Raw genomic sequence first — 21879 nt, 5'->3', positions numbered from 1 at the left:
GAGGGAAGCTTTTTCTCCGTAACACTCTAAAACTATTTTTTTCAAATTCGCTCTACCAGAGCTCCAATTTTCAATTTTCATCATTTTAATTCCTAACAATGAAAGCATGTAGAAAAATTTTTACTACGTTATTTGCTACACTCTTGATTTTGACTGGACAGTTCGTTATGGCTCAGCAGGTAGTCAAAGGAAAGGTCGTGGATAGCAATCAATCTGCCCTAGCAGGCGTAAGTATTTTAGTGAAAGGTACCACCAAAGGTACAGTAACGGATGGTTCGGGTAATTTTACGATTTCTGTTGCCAAAAATGCCTCTTTGATTTTCCAATCATTGGGATTCGCTACAAAGACCGTTGAAGTGTCGGGACGTACAACCATCGATGTGGTTTTGGAAGCTACTTCTCAAGACCTTGATGAAGTGGTTGTTACGGCCTTGGGTATCAAACGTGAACAAAAAGCCCTTGGTTATTCAATCGGAACGGTTTCGAGCAAGGAAATCACCGCTTCTGGTAATACCAACTTTGCTTCGGCATTGTATGGTAAAGTAGCAGGTGTTAAAATCTCTACGGCGCCAGGTGGTGCTACTTCAGCCGTAAACGTACAAGTGCGTGGCGTTAACTCATTGAATTACAATACACAACCACTTTATGTTGTGGATGGTATCGTAATCCGTGACTTTAACCAAGCAGGTGCAAACGGTTTGAACAACGGTGGTTATTGGGACGACCAACGTATCCGTGGTAATGGTATCTTGGATATTAACCCAGCCGATATTGCAAGCTTGTCAGTATTGAAAGGTGCATCTGCAACAGCCCTTTACGGTTCGGAAGCTTCGAATGGTGTAATTGTTATTACAACAAAATCTGGCGTAAAAGGTAAAGGTTTGGGCGTTGAATTAAACTACACGTATAACCAAGAGCGTGTGGCATTTACGCCTCAATACCAGAATGTTTATGGCCCTGGTTATGACCGTGCTACAAACCTCGCAGTTGGTGCTGATGAAGAAGGTTTTATCACAAATCCTGATGGTTCTAAGCGTGTTAACTACAGAGCTTACGGACAATTTGGCCCTAAAATGGACGGCAGAATGATGCCTTGGTGGGACGGAACAATGCAGTCGTATAGCGCTAAGCCAAACAACTTCAACGATTTCTACCAAACAGGTTATAACTCAACGGTTAACGCAGCTTTCTCAAATGCAACTGACAAGGGTTCTTACCGTTTTTCTTATACTGGTACAGATTACGCAGGTATTATGCGTGGAAGTGGTTTGAAACGTAATACTTTCAACTTGAACTCTTCTGTAAAATTGAGTAATAAAGTTACGGCCGATGTGGTGGTAAGTTATATCAACTCAAAAGTGCATAACCGTCCTGAGCAAATCAACCGTGTAACAGCCAACTATGGTGGTTTTTATAGCCGTGCGGAAGATATGAACAACTTCTTGAATCATTACCAAACATCACAAGGATACAAATATGTACCGTACAACGTTCCTGAGCGTAATCCTTCAGAGGCGTTCAAATACAACATTCGTGGTGGTGATATTATGGATTTGTTGTGGAATGCTTTGCGTAATAGCGAAGACGAAAACCAAGACCGTGTATTAAGTTCGGTGACTTTGAACTACAAAATCAATAATGAATTTGGCTTACGTGGTCGTGTAGGTAATGACTTTACAAGTTTGGGTACTGAAGTAAAGAAATATAACGAATTTCCAGCTTTGTTTAACTCAGGAAACAGTACTGGTGAATACCGTGTAGCAAGTGGTCGTTACTCAATCGTGTATGGTGATGCAATGTTGACTTATGCCAAAAAATTGAATAATAACTTTGACTTATCAGCTTCTGCTGGTGTACAAGGTCGTCAGGAAAAATACTATGACCAATCGGTTGGTACAAATGGTGGTTTGGTAATTGAGAACTGGTTTAGTATGAACAACTCTACTAACGTATTGAATGCCAGCGCTTCACGTAGAGAAATGATTAAGTTTGCTTACTTGGGTACGTTGAATGCAGCTTACAAAAATATGTTGTTTGTAGAAGGTACAGCTCGTCAGGAATACTCTTCAACATTGCCTGCTGGAAATAATGGCTATTTCTATACTTCGGTAAACTCTGGTTTTGTATTCTCAGACGCATTCCAAATGCCTAACTTTATGAACTATGGTAAAATCCGTGCTTCTTATGGTATTGTAGGTAATGCTCCTCCATTGTACGTAGCTAACACGACGTATTCTCAAACTATTTTGCAAACGGCTTACGGTGCAGTTCCTGCTTTAAGAGCAAGTTCTAGCTATGGTAACGATAACATCAAACCTGAGCAAAAATTTGAGAATGAATTTGGTTTAGAAACAAAATTCTTCAAAAATAAATTAGGTTTTGATGTAACTTACTACAACAGCCGTATCAAAGACCAAATCCTTCAAACTTCTATTCCAACAAGTACAGGTGCTAGCTCAGTATTGGCAAACGTAGGTGAGCTTCGTTCTTTTGGTTGGGAAGCATCGATTTATGCAACTCCTATCAAAACACGTGATTTCACTTGGAATACTCGTATCAACGCTGCTATCAACCGTACAAAAGTAGAGAAGTTGGCAAAAGGTATTCCTCAGTTAGTTGCTTATGATGCTGACCAATCTGCAATTAAAATCGTAGCTGACGAAGGCGATTATTTAGGAAATATCTACACGCATGTTCGTGCAACAGACTCAAAAGGTAACTATATTATTTCTGAAGACGGTCTTTATACATTGACATCTGACTACAAAAAAGTAGGTAACGTTATGCCGAAATTAATAGGTGGTTTCTTGAACTCATTTAGCTACAAAAACTTCAGTTTAGACATCAATATGGATTACCGTATCGGTGGGCAATTGGTATCAAACCCATTGTTGTATGCAACAGGTGCAGGTATGTTTGAAAGCACAATGAAATATCGTGATGCCGAAAATGGTGGTTTACCATATTATGTAGATGGAAGTGGCAACAACGTGTTGTTATCAAGTCACACTGCAACTGCGCCAAACGGTGGTAAAGTGTACCATGATGGTGTCATGTTGGATGGCGTAACAGCTAATGGTGAGAAAAACGGTAAAATTATTGATGCAGCCTCATATTACATGAACACTTACACTTGGGGTTCGTCGGGTTGGTACGAAAACGGTGCCGTTTATAACAACAGCTATTTGAAAGTTCGTGAAGCAATTTTATCTTATACTTTGCCTTCGGCAGTAGCTCAAAAATTGCGTTTGCAAAATGTTCGTGTGTCTTTGATTGGTCGTAACCTATTCTACTTGTATCGCACTTTGAAAAATCTTGACCCAGAAGCACCAATCGGTACTAGCTGGAATCGTCAAGGTATCGACGAAGGTTCAACAGCAGCAACTCGTAGCTTTGGTGTGGCTTTACACGCAAGTTTTTAATCAACCAATCAGACATTTTATTTAGAAAAGTATGAAAAAGACATTCATCAAAATAAGTGCAATGTTAGCGATTGTAGCTACTTTGAGTAGCTGTAAAGACCAACTCGGTGACTTGTACCTCAACCCTGAACAGACAACGACTCCTTCAGTTGAGAAGTTTTTTACTCAAATTCTCAACAATGATCGTATCTACCCAAAATATTGGGATATGCGTACTTTTGCGTTGACGCACGCAGGTGTATTTTCTCAAGTAATTTCATTTACCAACGATAAATTCATTTACCGTGAACAAGCGCAATATACTGAGCAACGTTGGGGTGATTTTTACACAACTAATGGTAATGGTAGTGGTCCTTTGGCACATTATCGTGAAATAGAAAAACAATACGCTAAACTTTCAGCTACAGAAAAACAAAGTGCAGATGTGTTTGTGAATGCAGCGAAAGTAGCAATGTTGGAACAAACTGCTCAAATGGTTGACCTTTGGGGAGATATTCCATTTTCTGAAGCAGGAATGTTGAACTTAAATGGCTCGATTACTTCACCAAAGTTTGATGACGCGAAGGAAGTATATTACACCGTAATTGCTGGCTTGAAAGATGCTTCAAATTATTTTGCTACCGCTAACTTGAGTAGTGTAACGGCTGGCTCGTTCAAAAAGCAAGATATTCTTTTCCAAGGCGATATTACAAAATGGCGTCGTTTGGCAAACTCTTTACGTTTGCGTGCATTAATGCGTATTTCATTCGTGGATGAAGCAAAAGCAAAAGCAGAAGTATTGGAAATGTTGAATAACCCAACACAATATCCTTTGTTGGAAGAAACAACTCAAAATGCTTTGTTGAACCCAGTAACAACTTATATCGACAATTTGCGTAATGCTTTCTATGAGTCAAATAACCATTTGGGAGCTTCGTTCTTGTTGGATAAAGTATTAAAACCTGCTAATGACCCTCGTATTGCAGTAATTTATGACAAAGGCGGTCGTCAGGATGGTAGCAAATGGGTAGCCAATGCAGATTATAATGCAATGCCTTTAGACTTGAACTCAACTGACCAAGCTACAAATATTACTAATGGTAAATATGCAGTGCTTGACTCAGCTACGTTTGTGTACAACAGCAAATTACCTGGCGTAATCTTTACTTCGGCTGAAACACATTTGTTGAAAGCAGAAGCGTATGAGCGTTGGGGAACTACTACAGATGCTGCAACGGCTTACAACAAAGGTGTAGCTCAATCAATTGCTTATTACTATGCTTTGAATAACTTGAGCAATAGTACAGCTCCAAAATTGACTGCTCCATCTGCCGCAGCTGTAAATGACTTTTTAGCAAACTCAACGATCAAATATGCTGGATCTTCGGCTCAAAAATTAGCCTTGATTTGGACACAAAAATGGGTACAATTTGGCTTTATGCAATCGGTACAAGCTTGGTCTGAACTTCGTCGTACAAAATATCCTCAATTGACTTTTGTAGCGGACAATACTTCAGGTTTTGCTTTGCCACCAAACAGATTGACTTACCCTGGTCGTGAGCGTACATTCAACCCGAACTATAGTGCTGTTTCTAGTAAAGATACTCGCGATGCGAAGATCTTCTGGGATGTTAAATAAAACAGATAAGTGAAAAACTGAATGATAATAAAAATCCCCCTCATCTATATGGACGTGGGGGTATTTTTTTAGTGCTGAGTTAAGAATGCGGAGTGAGGAGTTTTTACAGAATTTCAGATTTGGGATTTCTGTTTTCGGAAATGAAGCAAAATACTTTTATTTTTTACAAAATATAGAAGCTTACACTTCCGAAATCCAACATCCGATATCCGAAATAAACAGTTTTTACTTAGTTCAACCTATTTTAGGCAAGGACAACTCACAATTCACAATTCATCATTCAAAACTCACCATTCACAACTCATCACTACAAATGCTCCGCTATCTCCATAATTCTGTGAAGTATCATGTCGATTTCATCATCGAGGGTTGCAAGATTACTACTTGAAATATTTTCTGGATAATATCTCAAATAAGTCATGACCGATTCACGAACCCATTGAAGATTTTCGTCGGTGATATCTGATGTTGATAATGCTTGACACAATGAGTTGGATAAAATATCTTCTGCTCTCAGTCTTAATAATAAACCTGTTTGACCAGTAAGTAATTCTTGTTCAGCAAAACACTGAACTAAATGTTCGAAATTGGCTTTGAGCAATCTCAGGTACACGGGAGTTAACGTTTCCATGGTAATTCGTTGGCTGGTAATACTGTAATTCTATTTTGCATAGCTGGATTGATAGCTCTAAAATCAAAGCTTCCATCTGCCTTCTTTAATCTACGATATACCAGTGGAATCAAAATTTGTTCGCCTCCACCAGCTAAATATGGTTGACCAATATTCAAATTATTTGAGAGTTTTTGTGCTGCAGCTAATCCTCTCCAAACCCAAATACCACCCGCAGGAACGGAGTATTCTACAATATTTTTAAAGCTATTCCACTCTGGTTGTACGGCTGTTCCTCCAATTACCTCCGAAATTTGAGTCGGTTTGGTACGTGTCCAATAGCCTCCTGTGAATTGGTCCCAACCGTCATTACACACTCTGTACAATTTTGTCCCTTCTGGTAATTGCTCTAAGCTAGCCGTATTATTGACAAAAGACATCACATCTGGCGCATAACTTACAGCAAAATCTGGGTCAAAACTACCATTGGGTAATTTCACTTTGAAGTTGGCAAACTGTGTTCCTTGAGAGAAACCATTTGGCTGATAAGTACCGTTGGCTAGTCCTGCAAAGTCGAAATTACGAATAATTACCTTTCTATGGTAAATACTCAAGGCATTGTTTAGGTCAGAGTAAAGTTTCTGCTTGTTTGAGGTCGTGTCAAAAGTTCCTTTTAAGATACTTTCGTTTAATCCATCACGAATCCATTTTGACAATGTGGTATCCGAGCCTGCTGGCAAACTGCTGCTTAGTTGAACAATCCAAGCACGGGTACTGTCTTTTGAAATAGTAATTCCAGAAAAAGAAAATGAACTGAATGATAATAATAATAAGGTACAAAGCATCAAGTGCTTCAAGGTAGGTTGAGTTTTCATGATAAATAGTGTGAATTGAAAAGGAAATTAATTTGATTTGAGGTTACGAAGGTAGAGATTATTTTTAAATTATAAACGCAGAGTTTTTAATTTAAAACTTAAAAATATGGTCTCTATCTGTGTCGAGTGGGACACTCGACACAGATAGAGACATTGTACTGCTTTTACCTATGTATATGCGAGTTTTGCTGTCGCTAATTGGTCAGTGAGACACTGACCACGGATGTAGTACTATTTTTACCTATGTATATGCGAGTTTTGCTGTCGCTAATTGGTCAGTGAGACACTGACCACGGATGTAGTACTACTTTTACCTATGTATATGCGAGTTTTTGCTGTCGCTAATTGGTCAGTGAGACACAGACCACGGATGTAGTACTACTTTTACCTATGTATATGCGAGTTTTTGCTGTCGCTAATTGGTCAGTGAGACACAGACCACGGATGTAGTACTGCTTGTACCTATGTATATGCGAGTTTTTGCTGTCGCTAATTGGTCAGTGAGACACAGACCACGGATGTAGATTCATTTGTAATAAAAAATCGCCTTGTTGGTTGTTAGTCAACAAGGCGATAAAACAATCAAACTATTGTGGATTTGAGATTTCTGATTTCGGAAATAGGAACATATTCCTTATTATTCCCCTCCTTGTCGAATGTGCCACTCGACAAGCGACAGGACTTCGTACTACTTTTACCTATGTATATACGAGTTTTTGCTGTCGCTAATTGGTCAGTGAGATACTGACTACTGATGAAAAACAACATTCACAATTCACAAATCATAATTCAATATTACTTAAACTCAACCCATTCGAGGCTACACAAGTCTTTGTTTGGAGTATCTTTTTTAGTAAAGACAAAATACAAATCCTGTTTGCCCGTTGGCGCTTGAATACCCACTGTTTGCTCAGCATATTTGTCCCACGCACCTGTTGGACTATACGACAAAGTGCTAACTACAGGACCCGTTGGCGAACCAGTATGAACTTCCACAGTGGCAGCTTTGTCTCTTGACGAGAATTTGTAAGTCAATTCATTGATACCTTTCAAATCAATATTTTTCAAAACAAAATAAGAGCCATTATGAATAAAGCCCAAACGCTTGTCTTGACGACCAAGGTTATGTAATTCATCAGCTTCAGCACCATATACTCGGTTTGGACGTAATACTAAAGTGGCAGTTTTGTTTAAAGCCAAGATTGTTTTTGGCTTTCCTGCTGGAGCTACCAACGAACCCTTATCTGTGTACGAAGCAGTAATCACATAGCGACCTTCTTGTTCCTTGCCAACGTGCTCTTTCAAAGCCACTGTTCCTTTCGGAGCAATACGATTTTCAACTGGTTCTGTTCCCAATGAAAGGATATATTTTACCATTTCGGTAGTTTCCTCTCTCGAAAGTTGTGGGTGCGCGCTCATTTCACGGTCGCCCCAAAGACCACCACCACCAGTAATAATCTTGTTTGCTAGTTTGGCGATAGCTGTTTTATCATCACGATATTTTTTGGCTACTTCCTTAAATGCTGGTCCCGCTGAAGGAGCATTAAGTTGGTGACAAGCTTTACAGTCAGAACCTGCAATCAAAGATTTTCCTAAACTAAACGTAGATGTTAATTGCTGGTGACCCATTTGCGGTTCTCTACTTACTTTTGGAATATAGTTCAAAACCACCTTTATACGTTTCGAGTCGATGATTTTATCTTCCTTATCTTTTACTTCAACGGCGTATTTCAAATTACCTGTGTTAGCTTTGAAGAAAGTACTGTTTTCTTCTGTCGAAATAGCTACATCTGGTAAGGTATTACCCACTTTGATTGTCAAAGCCTTGGTATTGCTGATACCTGCTTGGTCTTTTACGGTTAGCGAAACTTTATAAATACCATTTTTCTTAAAAGTGTAACTTGGGTTTACTTCGGTTGAAGTATTATTTCCTTCAAATTTCCATAAATAAGACAATTTGTCGCCTTTGTCATAATCCAAACTTTGTTCGCCTTTAAACTGAACCGTCATTGGAGCCAAACCGATGGTATCTTGTGCTATTGCTTTTGCCACAGGAGCTCTGTTTCCTCCGTTAAAGTCAATTTTTACCAAACGAGCATCCTCATTGTCGATACCATATACCGAACCATATTCTAACAAATATATAGAACCATCTGAACCGATTTCCATATCGACAGGGCGACGGAAATCACCTGTTTGTGGCATAAACTGCTCCAGAGATTGATAATTCTGATTTTCGTCCAATCGTACAGCAAATATCCAGTTGCGCATCCAATCATATACAAATAATGCTTTGTCATAATACGAAGGTATTTTGCCTTTGTTAGCAATTTTGGCATCATAATGATATACTGGACCACCCATAGCGCAACGACCACCAACACCTAACTCAGGAAATTCAGCCGATTTGTTGTATGGGAACCAAATCATCGCTTTTTGAGCAGGAGGAAGGTTTTTGATACCTGTATTATTCGGAGAATTATTGATTGGTGCACTAGCATCAAATAAATCTCCCACTTTTTTTGTAGCGAAATCATACTGGTGATAAGGTTTGCTATCTCCTACAAAATAGGGCCAACCGTAGTTACCTGCTTTTTTTGCTTGGTTAAATTCATCATAACCTCTTGGTCCTTGTACGCCGTCGCTTCCTGCATCTGGTCCAATTTCGCCCCAGTAAACGATCGACGTAGCTGGGTCTACCGAAATACGGTAAGGGTTTCGACACCCCATTACATAAATTTCAGGACGAGTACCAGCAGTTCCTTTAGGGAAAAGGTTACCTTCTGGAATAGTATAAGAGCCATCTTTTTCGACATGAATACGAAGAATTTTACCACGTAAATCATTAGCATTTCCTGCCGAACGTTGCGCATCAAACGTAATACGTCCTTCACGAGAATCAATAGGAGCATGACCGCTCGATTCAAACGGAACAGTATTATCACCTGTCGAAATAAACAAATTGCCATGAGCATCCCACGCTAGTGAACCACCTGTGTGCGCACTCACTTCCAAATCAATCGGGAACTCGATAATAGATTGCTCACTAGCCAAATCAAGATTACTTTCGCTATCTACCTTGATACGAGAAATACGTTGTCTGGTTTGTTCTTTATCCTGAATCGTATAGAAGAAATACAAATAGTGATTATCCTTAAAATTAGGGTCAATCGTCATACCCAACATCCCATTCAGGTATTTGTCTACCGCTTTTACTGGAAAATCATACAAAAGACGAGTTTTCTTTTTGGCAGGTTCATACACATAAAATTTTCCTGCACGCTCCACAAAAAACACACGACCATCGGGGGCAACAGCCAATTCCATTGGCTCATTGAGGTCATTAGATAAGACAGTTTTAGTAAAACGATTTTCGTCAGGACGATTTAAGGTATCCACCTTTGTAAAAACCTCAGAGGGATAGGTTGAGGTAGGTGCTGGCTGGTGAATAAATGAGTACAAACCCAAGGATGCTCCAACAAGCACAGATAGTTTAGAAAGTGACATAGTTATTTATATAGTTAATTAATCTTTAGAAAATGGCCTTAAAAGCCAAAAGTTCTTTGGTCTGGGACTAAAATTATGGTAGTAAACGTAAAATACTATCATGCCTTAGGGCAATGACCTAAAATTATTAACTAATAGAGTTCAAAAAGTTGGAAATATACCCAGTTGGAAGAAAGAAATTGTATTATGCCCTCGTTGGAATTAACTCCTACGGGATGGTCGTCATCAACTAATAATGTTTTTAGGCATAATATAGGCTTGCGCAGGTTTGTTAGAAAAGCCCCCAAAAAGGCAGAAGGATAGCGAGGTAGTGAAATACAAATACCCTTGTTGTTTTTTCCAACAAGGGTGAAATAAGCAAGAAAAAATCCTATGTTACAGTTATTAATGTATTTCTACATTTGCTTTTCGACTAAGCTGGGCATTTTTTTGTCGTTCTGTCAATAGTTTTTGCTGCAATTGTAATTGCATAGCTTTGGTAAATCTTATCTTGTTGTTGAGAAGTCTTATTTTCTTTTGATATTGTTGATGAAGCCCCGATATTTTGTTGTTAAAGTTTGCAACAAGCATCGAGTTACTTTCATGACATTGTCTCAATTGTTCCTCATAATCTTGTAAACTAAGTTTATATTTTACAAGCTCTAGACTGTCTAATTTTATGGCATCTGCCAAATAATTAACTTTTTGATTTAACTCATTCAACTTGTGTGATTCTTCATCAAATTTGTTAATCAAAATATAAGTTTTTTCTCTTAGGCTCCCTAATTCATTCTCGGTGTACACAAGGTTTTTGGTAAGTCGCTCTTTGGACGATTGAAGCCTTTCGAATTTTGTTGTACTTACACACGAATACAATATGATATTGCCAATCAATAGGTATTTGGCGGAGCTGAATATTTTCATTTTAAGACAAATTATAAGTTAAAAAGATAGATTAACTCATGATAAGTATTAATACAATTTTATTTTGCATTAATACGCATTAGGCAGTAAGCCATAGGCATTAGGCAAAAAAGCTTTACATATTTCCTAAGAAATGCTTTTTAACGTTTAGCCTATGGCATAAAGTCTAGTGCTTAAAGCGGGTAAAATCATTTTAATTTTGCCCACTAACTTAATTTTTCATAAGCCAATAGATAATCATTCACTGCAACAGTATTGACGGATTACTGTTACAGTAATAAATGCAATTGATTGTGAGCGTGCCAACAAAAGTTAAAATGGTATTTATTCAAAATCAAACCATCATCTACTTTGCTGAAGACCCTCGTTGAATTTTGCCATATAGCAACTCGTTTTAAATGCTTCTTTAGCATTGTGAATAGCCAATTTTATATGTCGTAAATCAACAGGTTTATTCAAATAGTTGATAATTTTTGCATAGGGCATTTTTTTAATAAAATCGATATACATCACCGATGATAAAACAATGACTTTAATGTTTTTATGGGTAAAATCGTGAGCAAATTCATCTAAGAATTGTAGAAATTCATATCCATCCAAAACAGGCATATTCAAATCTAGAAAAACTATTATGTGGCTATAGTCTGTTGATTTAAGAAAGTTTATTGCTTCCTGACCATTGATTGCCTCATAGTGAATTTGTCCAAGCTCTTCGAGGGTTTTTGAGAGAATGAAACGATTAATTTTGTCATCATCAATTATTAATGAGATAGGTTCTATTTTCATGTTGTGTTAATGTTGTGTTATTCTTTTAAGATATGAATAGAGATAAAAGTTCACCTTTGGAATTGATATTAAGCTTAGTATAAATATTTTTTACATGATCATTAACTGTAAAAAAGCTAATATTTAAGCTATTCGCAATTTCCTTATATGACATTCCTTTTAGTAAAAAATGGACAACTTCAATTTCTCGTTTAGTAAGTATTTTTTTAAGTCTTGTGTCGGTTTTGTTTCTAGCTCTAAAAGAAGCATTTTTGATGTCATAGGGTATTGGTGTTCCTTTTTGTTTAAATAAATCAGGTTGATCATAAATGGTTGAGGCTAATATTGGTGCAAGCATATAACCACTTGCTCCAGCTTTAAATGATTCAAGAATTGAATGATCGGTAGTATCACTTGTAACGACAATAATTAAAGATTGTAAAAATTTTTTTCGAATGTTACTAATCTGCTCAGTACCTCTAAAACCACTCTGTTTTATTCGTATAAATATTACATCGGGTTCGGGGTTATCAGTAACGCCTACTATAAAATTTTCTATATCGTTCCCTGATACAATCAAGTCAATATCTCTAAAAGTGGTAAAGAATTCCTCTATGTTTAATATTTTATATTGGTCTTCATCAATTATTCCGATTAGCATGATATATAAATTTAAAACTAATAAAAAAAATACGGTTCAGTGAAAGACAACAATATAGGCTAATTGGTAAAATACTATTATTAATACAAAGTTAGAAAAGACTTTTTAAATACTTAAACATGTTTTTGGTTTCAAAAATTCAGTATTTATTAGCAAGAAAATCGTGCGGTTTAACATCTTTATAAATCAAACTGGTATAAAACAATGGTGGTGTTCGATGCTCAATTAGAAAATTTCTTATCACAAATTTGCTCTAGGAGTGGTTGTTTCAATTGAAAATATGCTACAAAGATAGGGATTAATAAAAATATTTAAAATCCCTATTTTTAGGGGGTATTTGCTAGAATTATCATTTGTTAAGTAGAATGAGATGGTCAAATTAAGCTTGATACATCAGAAAAATATATGCCACACAGCTCGCAAAGCATAGCAAGACTTCTTTGTATTGGGAAATTTATAAGTTCTTAGAGATGAGTTTTAGGATATATGTAAAGAAAATAGAGTTATGAAAGTCAATTAATTAAATAAGTGGAAATCATTTAATTAATTGATTATTAGTGGTTTATTTGGGCTTATTCTGGAGATAGTATAAACATTATCAATAAATGCCAGAAGAAGGAAGAAGTGTCGTAGAAACTAAAATACTTAAATCTTTAGATAAGGAAGTTGAAATTTACCCCTAACGTTATCGTACCAATAATTTATTAAAGGGATAACGTTAGGGGGGAGATTTTGCTGAGAGAGACAAAGATGAGTCTTACTCAATAAGGTTTGTCTCTTTACTGAAAATCTAGCATCAAATTTCGCTCATGACGCTTGTGATTGCAATCAGATTAAAGCCAAAAAGATAATTAATTATGGTGTTAAATATAGAGAAAGATGTTAACGTTGTTGCATATACGTATTCTGCGGTATGTCACTTTCTTTGACGAAGAAAATGGATTTGCAGGATAGACATTTATAGGTTTTTACCTTTATTCCTTTTATGTCTCTTAGCTTTCTCATAATAAAAGGGGTTTTGACACGAGTACCATAATTCTGGCTACATACAGGGCAGTGATTTTGGGAGCTTAGCCGTTTATTAAAGTATAAATTGTACTTGTAGCTGATATATAAGACTGGAATTAATACTGTAATAAATAGTGAAATTAGTAGGTTAAAAGTATTAGTGCTCATGTTTTTAATTAGATGTGTTAAATTTTGAAAAGGACTTTAATCCTCAATTATAAATAGTTAGGGCAATAGTTTTCCTGTGAGAATTTCTCCGAAAAACTCATTGTTTATTGGACAAAACAAAGTTCAAGCAAACCATTATTGGTGCCTTTAAGTGTTTTGTCAAAACATTATCTGCTTTCGAAAACAAAGTCAAGTCGTCAATACAATTAGTAACTATATTTTGTGATTGAGTTAGCGGTATACCAATCACAGGCCTATATGTTTAATTGACAATACTTAACATTATACTTTCAAAAGTAAATACAAAATCAATCCTTGACTGTCTGAAAATCAAGGTGTTGGTCGTTTAATAATAAATACAAAGGCTAATAGATAAAATTTTTGACCTCCTCGGTGGAAGAATCAAAATAGAATTATAAGATTAAAAGAAGCAAGTAATTTAATTTAGACACCTTTCGCCCACTCAATGGTCTGTGGCGATTTTCAAGAGCAAGAAGAAAAGTATTATATATATAGTTGAGCAAGAATAAGAAAAGTTTTTCTCTATAATTTAAAAGCAAGTTAGTATATCTATATTATATTTTGCATGATTCGTAAGTTATATTCAAGCAATATCGTCAATGTTTTTTCTTGATGAAATCCAATAAAAAATCATAAGACAAAAATAGTATATATTTTAAATTGCTGATAATTAGATTTTTATTGTAACATTAGTAAGCATTAATACTAAATCCTAGTTTGCTGATAATCGATAAAATTTAAACTAAACTCTTTTTCCTTCTGGATCATATATTCTTAGATGATTCAGAAGAAATAGGTGTGTAATGTGTAAAAATACTCTATCATTAAACTAAAAAATCATGTAGAATTATAAGAAATTGAATTTTGTATAAAGTTTTGATTATCAGATTACTGAATGATTTTTGTTGCGTATTGCTCTACGCAATTACTTAAATCTTGATACAAAATAAAGTTAATTGTTTACACAAGTTGTTAGATGTAAATATCGTTTAAAATTTTCGATACAAAAATAGGGATAATTATTTTGTCATAAAATCCCTAAAAATAGTGGGTTTGTGCATTTTTAGTAAAAAAATGAAATCCCCAATTATACTTTATTGATATGTTTTGGGATATTTTATTTATATGAGTTTGTTGGAGATAACTCCAGTAAAGATGTGAAGTCTAGATTAAGGTTCAGTTTGATATAACTCTGAGTTCTGTAAGATCATGAAAACTTGCATCATCACTATAATCAAACTAAATACAAGGCAAATTGTAAACTGAGTTTTAAATACTTTTTTATAAGAAATGGAATTTTCCATCATTGTTTTTAGTAGTGCCCAAACTAGAACACTCATTGTAGAAACGAAAGCACCTACAATGCAACTGAAGAAAAATTTTTCTATTAGATATGATATGAAATTTTCTATTATTTGATGGTATATATTGTATGTTGTTGTTAATCCAACTGTATGTAAAAATAGCATTATGCCAAATATCAATATCTCATATAGAAAAATTGTAATATAGTCTTGTGTATTGTTCATTGTATTAATATGGTAATTTAATTGTTAACTTAGATTTGCTCTCGTCGGAATTATCTGTAACGAAATAAACATTATTGATTAGCCCAATTTCGGCATTATATCGAGCACTAGACTTCAATCTCCCATGTTTTTTCATACTTTTTTACTATCTAAACCCTCTATTCCTAGGATGAAAATCTACAATGGTTTGTTGTAGATAGGCTCGGTCGAGGTGTGTGTATATTTCGGTGGTCGTAATGCTCGAATGTCCCAACATTTCTTGGATGGCACGCAGGTCTGCACCCCCTTCAATCAGGTGAGTCGCAAAAGAGTGACGGAATGTATGTGGACTGATATTTTTCTGAATACCTGCTATCAAAGCTAGGTCTTTGATAATCAAAAAGACCATCACTCTGGTGAGATTTTTTCCTCGACGGTTTAAAAAAAGATGGTCTGAAAAATCAGTCTGAATGGGCTGATGCTTTCTGATTTCTTCCATATAAATCTGTGTGTAGTGCATGGCATCTCTGCCAATTGGCACTAATCTTACTTTATCTCCTTTACCTCGGACTCTAATAAAACCAATATCAAAATAGCACTCCGAAATTTTCAACTCTACCAGTTCCGACACACGAAGTCCAGAACTATACAATACTTCTAGCATTGCACGGTTGCGGGTGCCTTCGGGTGTTGAGAGGTCGATGGCTTCCAGTATTTGTACAATTTCAGGATAGCTGAGCGTTGATGGTAGTTTTCTGCCAACTTTGGGCGAGGCTATCAAAAGGGTTGGGTCTTGTTTGATAATATCTTCTACTTCAAGGTATTTATAAAAAGCCTTGAGTCCCGAAAGTATACGTGCTTGGGAGGTGGCTTCCAGTCCGAGTTCGTCGATATATTGAAAAAAGTTAAAGATATGCTTGTCGTTTACCTCCGTTACCGATGGGGCATCTTCGTGCATGATTTCGAGATATTCCCAAAATTTACTAACGTCACGAATATACGCCTCAATTGAGTTCTCAGAAAGTGCCCTTTCGAGTGTAAGATAGTTTTTAAAGTTTTTTATATAAATTTGCCACATCTTGATACTTCCGAAATAAGTGAAAACAAAGCGATTTTGTATGAACTAGCGTATTTGAAGCTTTGTTTTTAGGATATAATTTTTATTGTATTTTGCGAAGCTAATCAATATTTGGCATATTCGTAGAATCAGGTGAAGGGGATGGAGCTTTTTCAAAGCCTGATTTCATTTTTAACTTTAAATTGATAATAGTTGTGACAAAAAAGCAAATTTTAATCGTGAATGGTCCTAACTTGAATTTGTTAGGAAAACGTGAGCCAGAGATATACGGTCACCAAACATTTGAGCAGTATTTTGAAATACTAAGAGATAAGTTTGAAGGTCTGGTGGATTTGCACTATTTCCAGTCAAATCACGAAGGTGCTTTAATCGACAAAATCCACGAAGTAGGTTTTACATTCGATGGTATCGTTTTGAATGCTGGCGGACTTACACACACGTCTATTGCCTTAGCTGATGCTATTGCGGCGGTAAAAACACCAACCGTAGAAGTACATATTTCGAATGTTCATGCTCGTGAAGAGTACCGTCATCATAGCTTTTTAAGTAAAAATTGTATCGGAATCATTATAGGCTTTGGCTTGAGAGGATACGATTTTGCTATCCAAACATTTTTATAATTTGGATTTGGGGTGATGAAAGCAAAACTCATCACCCCAAACTCCACTCTCCAAAGCCTTACTACGATGATTACATTTTATCCAGGACCTTCCAAAGTTTATCCAGTGGTTGAGCATTATCTCAAACAAGCCTTTGACGAGGGCGTGCTTAGTATCAATCACCGTAGTCAGACTTGTATGCAGATTACCCGTTCTGCTATTGATTTACTTCACCAGAAACTCCATATTCCAGAAGATTATACAATATATTTTGTATCCTCGGCTACAGAGGTTTGGGAAATCATTGCCCAATCGCTCACCCAGCGACATAGTTTACATTTATACAATGGAGCTTTTGGAGACAAATGGGCTGAATATGCCGAGCGTATTTTACCACAAGTATCGAGAGTATTTTATGATTATGAACAGTCGATAGAAGAGATTTTACTACCAGCTTCAGATGCAGACGTTGTATGTTTGACACATAACGAAACTTCAAATGGTACGCACTTAAAGCAATGGAATAATATTTTAGAAAAATATCCAGAAGCACTCATTGCCGTAGATGCTACCTCGTCGATGGCAGGGGTAGAGCTGGATTGGCTAAAGGCAGACATTTGGTTTGCTTCTGTGCAAAAATGTTTTGGACTGCCCGCAGGTATGGCAGTAATGGTATGTTCACCCAAAGCACTGCGATATGCTGAAATAATTGGTGATAGAAAATACTATAATAGTCTGTTGTTTATGAATGATAATTTTAAAAAATATCAGACTCATTATACTCCCAATGTATTGGAAATCTATTTGTTGTCTAAAATTTTAGACCAAATACCAGATATTTCAGAAACTTCTGCTCGTATTGAAGCACAAGCAAAAGAATGGTATGATTTTTTTGAAGAACATTTTGATTCAGATTTAACGAATGGAGGTGTAAAACCATTAGTACAGGCACCTGAGTTACGCTCAGATACGGTATTGGCAATTGAAACACAACCTTCGGTAGTTAAGTATATCAAACAGGTTATGGAAACACAAGGTATTACTTTAGGCAACGGTTATGGTGCTTGGAAGGAAAATACGTTCAGAATTGCCAACTTTCCCGCTATTTCGGAAGCTGACCGTTTGGCTTTACGAGAGCAGTTATTATTGCATTTGCCCAGCAAAGCGGTTATAACAGTTTAAAAAAATATTATGCTATATGCTGTAGGCAATAGGCAAAAAATGTATTGACAATTTTATAAAGAATATTTTGCCGAGTTCTCATCGCCAACTGCCAAAGGCTGAAAAGATAACTTCTGCTTTTTCATCAACTAAACCCCTTTCAAATCATGAATTTCAATCTAAAAGAGATTTTCTCTGTTTCACTCATTTTATTTTCTGTGATCGATATTCTTGGGTCGATTCCTGTGATTATTGATTTACGTAAAAAAACAGGTAATATCCACCCCGAGCAAGCTACCTTGGTTTCAGGCGGTATTATGATTGCTTTTTTATATGTCGGAAAATCTATTTTGAGCCTTTTCGGTGTCGATATTAATTCCTTTGCCATCGCAGGAGCATTGATTATTTTCTTGATTGGTCTCGAAATGATTTTAGGACGTAATATTTTCAAGTCTGAGGAGGTTTCAGGTTCAAAAGCTGCTTCGATTGTACCTTTAGCATTTCCAATTATTGCTGGAGCAGGTACCATGACGACTATTCTTTCTTTAAAATCTCAATATGATGAAATTAATATTCTAATTGGGGTATTTCTCAACTTAATCTTTATTTATATCGTACTTCGCTCAAGCGAATGGATTGAAAAAATGTTAGGTCAAGGAGGTACAAATGTGCTCAGAAAAGTGTTTGGAGTAATTCTTTTGGCGATAGCAATCAAGATTATCAAAACAAGACTAGGATAGTTCTGAATGATGAGTTTTGAGTGCTGAGTTTTGAGATGTTTTTATAGGTATTCATATCGTAGAGACGCAATGCTTTGCGTCTAAAGAGGTATCATTTTGGGATATAGTATCAAAAAAGGCGTTCGAAATTAGTTTTTCGAACGCCTTTTTTAATGAGTATACGATAGTCTAGGAAAATAGAATTCTTCCAGCTATGATTTTAATACATTAAGTAATAGAAAGGATTAAATAAATGGTATTGAGGTGTAATTTGGATATAACATTTTGATTATGAATGTCTTCAAATAACCCATATACTATTAACTAATAACGTCTTCCTACTTAACTGATATACTGTTAACAAATAACCTCGTCATTAGAAATTGAAATTCAAACGAGCAAATACATATCTACCGTTAAATCCAAACTGCTGAACACGACGAGAATACACAAAACGTCCAGCGCTCATGTTTCCTGAGTGAGTATGAATATCTTGGTAAACATCAAAGATATTGTTTGCCCCAACAGCAAGGTTAATTCCTTTCGCCACTTGGTAGTTTAATGTTAAATCAGTAGTGATTTTTGGTGAAAAAGTTTGGTCTAACGTCTCTTTGTTATTGTTATTGAAAGCATTAGCTACAAAGTTAGCAGAGCTTAACATCGTTGGGTCAAGATACACCACTTCTCCAAAACGGACCGCACGAAGCATGGCTCCAAATTTACCAAATTTGTAATTTACTGTACCCGTAATTTTGCTTTTTGGACTAGCTACCTCGATACGGCTTTGGTCTTCACGGTTGAAATAATTCCCTAACTGACCAGTTTCAATCAATGTCGGAGTGGCTTTAATTACTGGTTTACCATCAGAGCCTTTGATTACCTCATTGTCGATAAATGCGCCCGCTAAGGTAAATTTCAATGAATGCCCTTGTGGCAAGCGAGTTGCATAAGCTACCACAGCCTCCAAACCACGTGAACGAGTATCAATGGCATTTGTAAAGAAGTTAACTGTAGTTGCACCTGCTTGAGCTAATTGCGCAGCAATAGTGGCGTTGCCGTTAGCCGTAAAGTTATTGGTCAAGATGATACGATCTTTAATATCAATCTGATAAGCATCAACAGTTACTTCTAATTTACCCAATTCTGCCGTAGCACCGATACTATAGCTTTGTGAAGATTCAGCTTTTAACTCAGGAATACCAAATATTTTGGCTGGCTGACTGCTATTGGGGAATGTACCACTTTCAACAGGCGTTTGTACACCATTGATTGTTTGGAACAAGGTATTTGTTTTTGAATAATACTGTTGTTGTAAAGATGGTGCTCTAAACCCTGTACTTACGGCTCCACGTATTGCTAGTTTGTCCAACAATTTGTAACGAGTCGCTACTTTGTATTTTAGTCCTGTACTACCAAAATCCGAATAGTTTTCTAGACGCAAAGCACCTGAAACTACCCATTTTTTAGTTACATCTAATTCTAGATCTGTATAAACCCCAACGTTGCTACGTGAGTGTGTACCTGCATTTGAAGGTAAGAAACCTGGGAATACTTGCGCACCAGCCGCAACACCTAAGCTTGTGTTATAGTTTTTGTAAGAGGCTTCTTCACCAGCACGAGTACCAAATTGGTCGACACGATATTCTGCACCAAACGCTACGTTCAAACCTTCCAAGATATCACCGTATTTACGACTCATATCAAAATTGGTCGTATTTTGTGAAAATGTATTGCCTCCTGCATCAAACGAAGTTTGTGGAGTGCTTACACTGCCAACTTGAGAATAGTTAATAGAGTTTTGAACACCATAATCAAAAATATTCTTACCATAAACATTACTTAAATCGAAGTTCCAGTTTTTAGCAATTTTACCACGCACACCTGCTGCAATGGAAAAATCTGTTACATCAGAAGTGATTTCAGGTAAAAACCCATTTGGATAAAGTGCAAAAACTCCAGTACGAACTGCCGCAGGAACACCATTTGGATAACGATAAAAACCTGCAGCGTTACCTTTTTTGTTGTTATAACCTCCAAAAATATAGGCTTCAATATTATCATTGATAGGCATAGCACCGTTTACCACAATACCGCCACCTTTTACTTCAGAGTTACCAATACGCATATCAAAAGCATCACGTGTAAGTCCTTTACTTGCGATAATTTGGTCGTCGGTTTGACCTGTTACAGTTGGATATACCTGACCTGTGTATGTACCCGTACGGTTGGTACGTCCTCTCGAAACATATTCACCCGTGATATTCAAAAAACCTTTATCTCCTAGTTTGATACCATAGTTCAAGCCAAGTTGTCCCGTAAAACCATCTTGAACCGATACATCTTTGGGCAAACCGTTGCTGAAATTAACAGCATAATTCTTCGCATAAGATGTTACGTATTCTCCTGCCGATAGATTCCCTGATAGACCTGTTTGTTTTTTCAACACAATGTTGATAACACCTGCTATGGCATCAGAACCATATTGTGCCGCTGCTCCATCACGAAGGATTTCTATTTTATCAACTGCAGTAGCAGGGATCGCATTCATATCAGTACCAACTGTACCACGGTTTACGGTACCATTTACGTTGACCAAAGAGGACTGGTGTCTTCTTTTACCATTTACCAAAACTAATACTTGGTCTGGGCCAAGTCCACGTAGTTGAGCTGGGTCAACGTGGTCAGTACCATCCGAAATAGCCTGACGAGAAGATTGAAATGAAGGAGCGACAAAAGTTAAGATTTGGTTAATGTCAACTTGCCCAACATTATTGGTTACTTGCGAAAGCGGAATAACATCAACAGGCACTGGCGTGTCTATTTTGGTACGACCTTCACTGCGTGTACCTGTTACGACCACTTCTTCCAACGAAGAAATACTTTCTACCAAACTAAAGTTTTTGTTTGTGCCACTCGCATCAATTTGTACATTTTCAGTAATTACTTGATAGCCCACAGCACTAACTTTGATCGTGTAACTACCCGCTTGAAGTTTTAATACATAATTCCCATTGCCATCAGATACCGTACCTGTAGTACGTCCTTGTACACTAATTGATACCCCAGGAATTCCTTGACCTGTTTTGCTGTCCTTAATACTACCTTTTAAACTCTGAGCAAAAGTGAAAACACTTGAAAATAGTAGTACTAAAATCATTGAAAATCGATAGAACTGTCTCATAGAATAGTTGTTTATAAAAATTTAAAAAATTGATAAAGCATTTTATTTTTTCAAATAATAAGTTTTAAATCTATC

13 protein-coding genes are annotated in these 21879 nt (G+C 36.5%); 5 read left to right on the top strand and 8 right to left on the bottom strand.

Translation table 11 applies throughout. From position 1 onward, the window contains the following. The first annotated feature begins 98 nt into the window (after positions 1-98). Positions 99-3422, top strand: coding sequence for a SusC/RagA family TonB-linked outer membrane protein (locus tag QM491_RS01080; RefSeq protein ID WP_283325405.1), 3324 nt, complete (start codon positions 99-101; stop codon positions 3420-3422). Positions 3423-3453: 31 nt separating this feature from the next. Continuing rightward, positions 3454-5040 (top strand): SusD/RagB family nutrient-binding outer membrane lipoprotein, encoded by a 1587-nt coding sequence (locus QM491_RS01075; RefSeq protein ID WP_283325404.1) that lies wholly within the window; start codon positions 3454-3456, stop codon positions 5038-5040. Positions 5041-5347: 307 nt separating this feature from the next. On the opposite strand, the gene QM491_RS01070 is transcribed toward QM491_RS01075, so the two are convergent. From QM491_RS01070 to xerD, 7 genes are all read right to left on the bottom strand, one after another. After that, a complete protein-coding gene (locus QM491_RS01070; protein ID WP_283325403.1) occupies positions 5348-5671 on the bottom strand; it encodes a hypothetical protein in 324 nt (107 codons plus the stop codon). Beyond that, positions 5659-6525 (bottom strand): hypothetical protein, encoded by an 867-nt coding sequence (locus QM491_RS01065; protein ID WP_283325402.1) that lies wholly within the window; start codon positions 6523-6525, stop codon positions 5659-5661. The genes QM491_RS01070 and QM491_RS01065 overlap by 13 nt, the downstream gene beginning before the upstream one ends. Before the next feature lie 795 nt (positions 6526-7320). Further along, positions 7321-10032 carry a PQQ-dependent sugar dehydrogenase gene (locus QM491_RS01060; protein ID WP_283325401.1) on the bottom strand — a complete coding sequence of 904 codons (2712 nt, stop codon included), beginning with the start codon at positions 10030-10032 and terminating at the stop codon, positions 7321-7323. A gap of 384 nt (positions 10033-10416) precedes the next feature. Beyond that, positions 10417-10935, bottom strand: a complete 519-nt coding sequence (locus tag QM491_RS01055) for a hypothetical protein (RefSeq protein WP_283325400.1) — start codon at positions 10933-10935, stop codon at positions 10417-10419. 342 nt (positions 10936-11277) lie between these two features. Further along, entirely contained in the window at positions 11278-11721 is a 444-nt protein-coding gene (locus tag QM491_RS01050; protein ID WP_283325399.1) for a response regulator, read from the bottom strand. 25 nt (positions 11722-11746) lie between these two features. Continuing rightward, positions 11747-12361: a transcriptional regulator gene (locus tag QM491_RS01045; protein WP_283325398.1), complete on the bottom strand. Its 615-nt coding sequence runs from the start codon at positions 12359-12361 to the stop codon at positions 11747-11749. A gap of 2871 nt (positions 12362-15232) precedes the next feature. Beyond that, complete coding sequence (xerD, locus tag QM491_RS01040) at positions 15233-16144, bottom strand: site-specific tyrosine recombinase XerD (RefSeq protein ID WP_283325397.1); 912 nt, start codon at positions 16142-16144, stop codon at positions 15233-15235. Between the two features lie 188 nt (positions 16145-16332). Between xerD and aroQ the strand changes: the two genes are divergently transcribed. The 3 genes from aroQ (at position 16333) to QM491_RS01025 (ending at position 18644) form a co-directional block, all read left to right on the top strand. Next, positions 16333-16764 (top strand): type II 3-dehydroquinate dehydratase, encoded by a 432-nt coding sequence (aroQ, locus tag QM491_RS01035; RefSeq protein WP_283325488.1) that lies wholly within the window; start codon positions 16333-16335, stop codon positions 16762-16764. A gap of 66 nt (positions 16765-16830) precedes the next feature. Next, positions 16831-17925: an aminotransferase class V-fold PLP-dependent enzyme gene (locus tag QM491_RS01030; protein WP_283325396.1), complete on the top strand. Its 1095-nt coding sequence runs from the start codon at positions 16831-16833 to the stop codon at positions 17923-17925. 146 nt (positions 17926-18071) lie between these two features. Continuing rightward, entirely contained in the window at positions 18072-18644 is a 573-nt protein-coding gene (locus tag QM491_RS01025; RefSeq protein ID WP_166549495.1) for a MarC family protein, read from the top strand. 355 nt (positions 18645-18999) lie between these two features. Here QM491_RS01025 and QM491_RS01020 read toward each other — a convergent pair whose 3' ends face one another. Further along, a complete protein-coding gene (locus QM491_RS01020; protein WP_283325395.1) occupies positions 19000-21804 on the bottom strand; it encodes a TonB-dependent receptor in 2805 nt (934 codons plus the stop codon). Positions 21805-21879: the final 75 nt, after the last annotated feature.

Source organism: Flectobacillus longus (genome assembly GCF_030056705.1).
In the GTDB taxonomy this organism is placed as follows: domain Bacteria; phylum Bacteroidota; class Bacteroidia; order Cytophagales; family Spirosomataceae; genus Flectobacillus; species Flectobacillus longus.
Note: the sequence above shows the minus strand (reverse complement) of the source record. Positions and strands in the feature narration are given on the sequence as shown.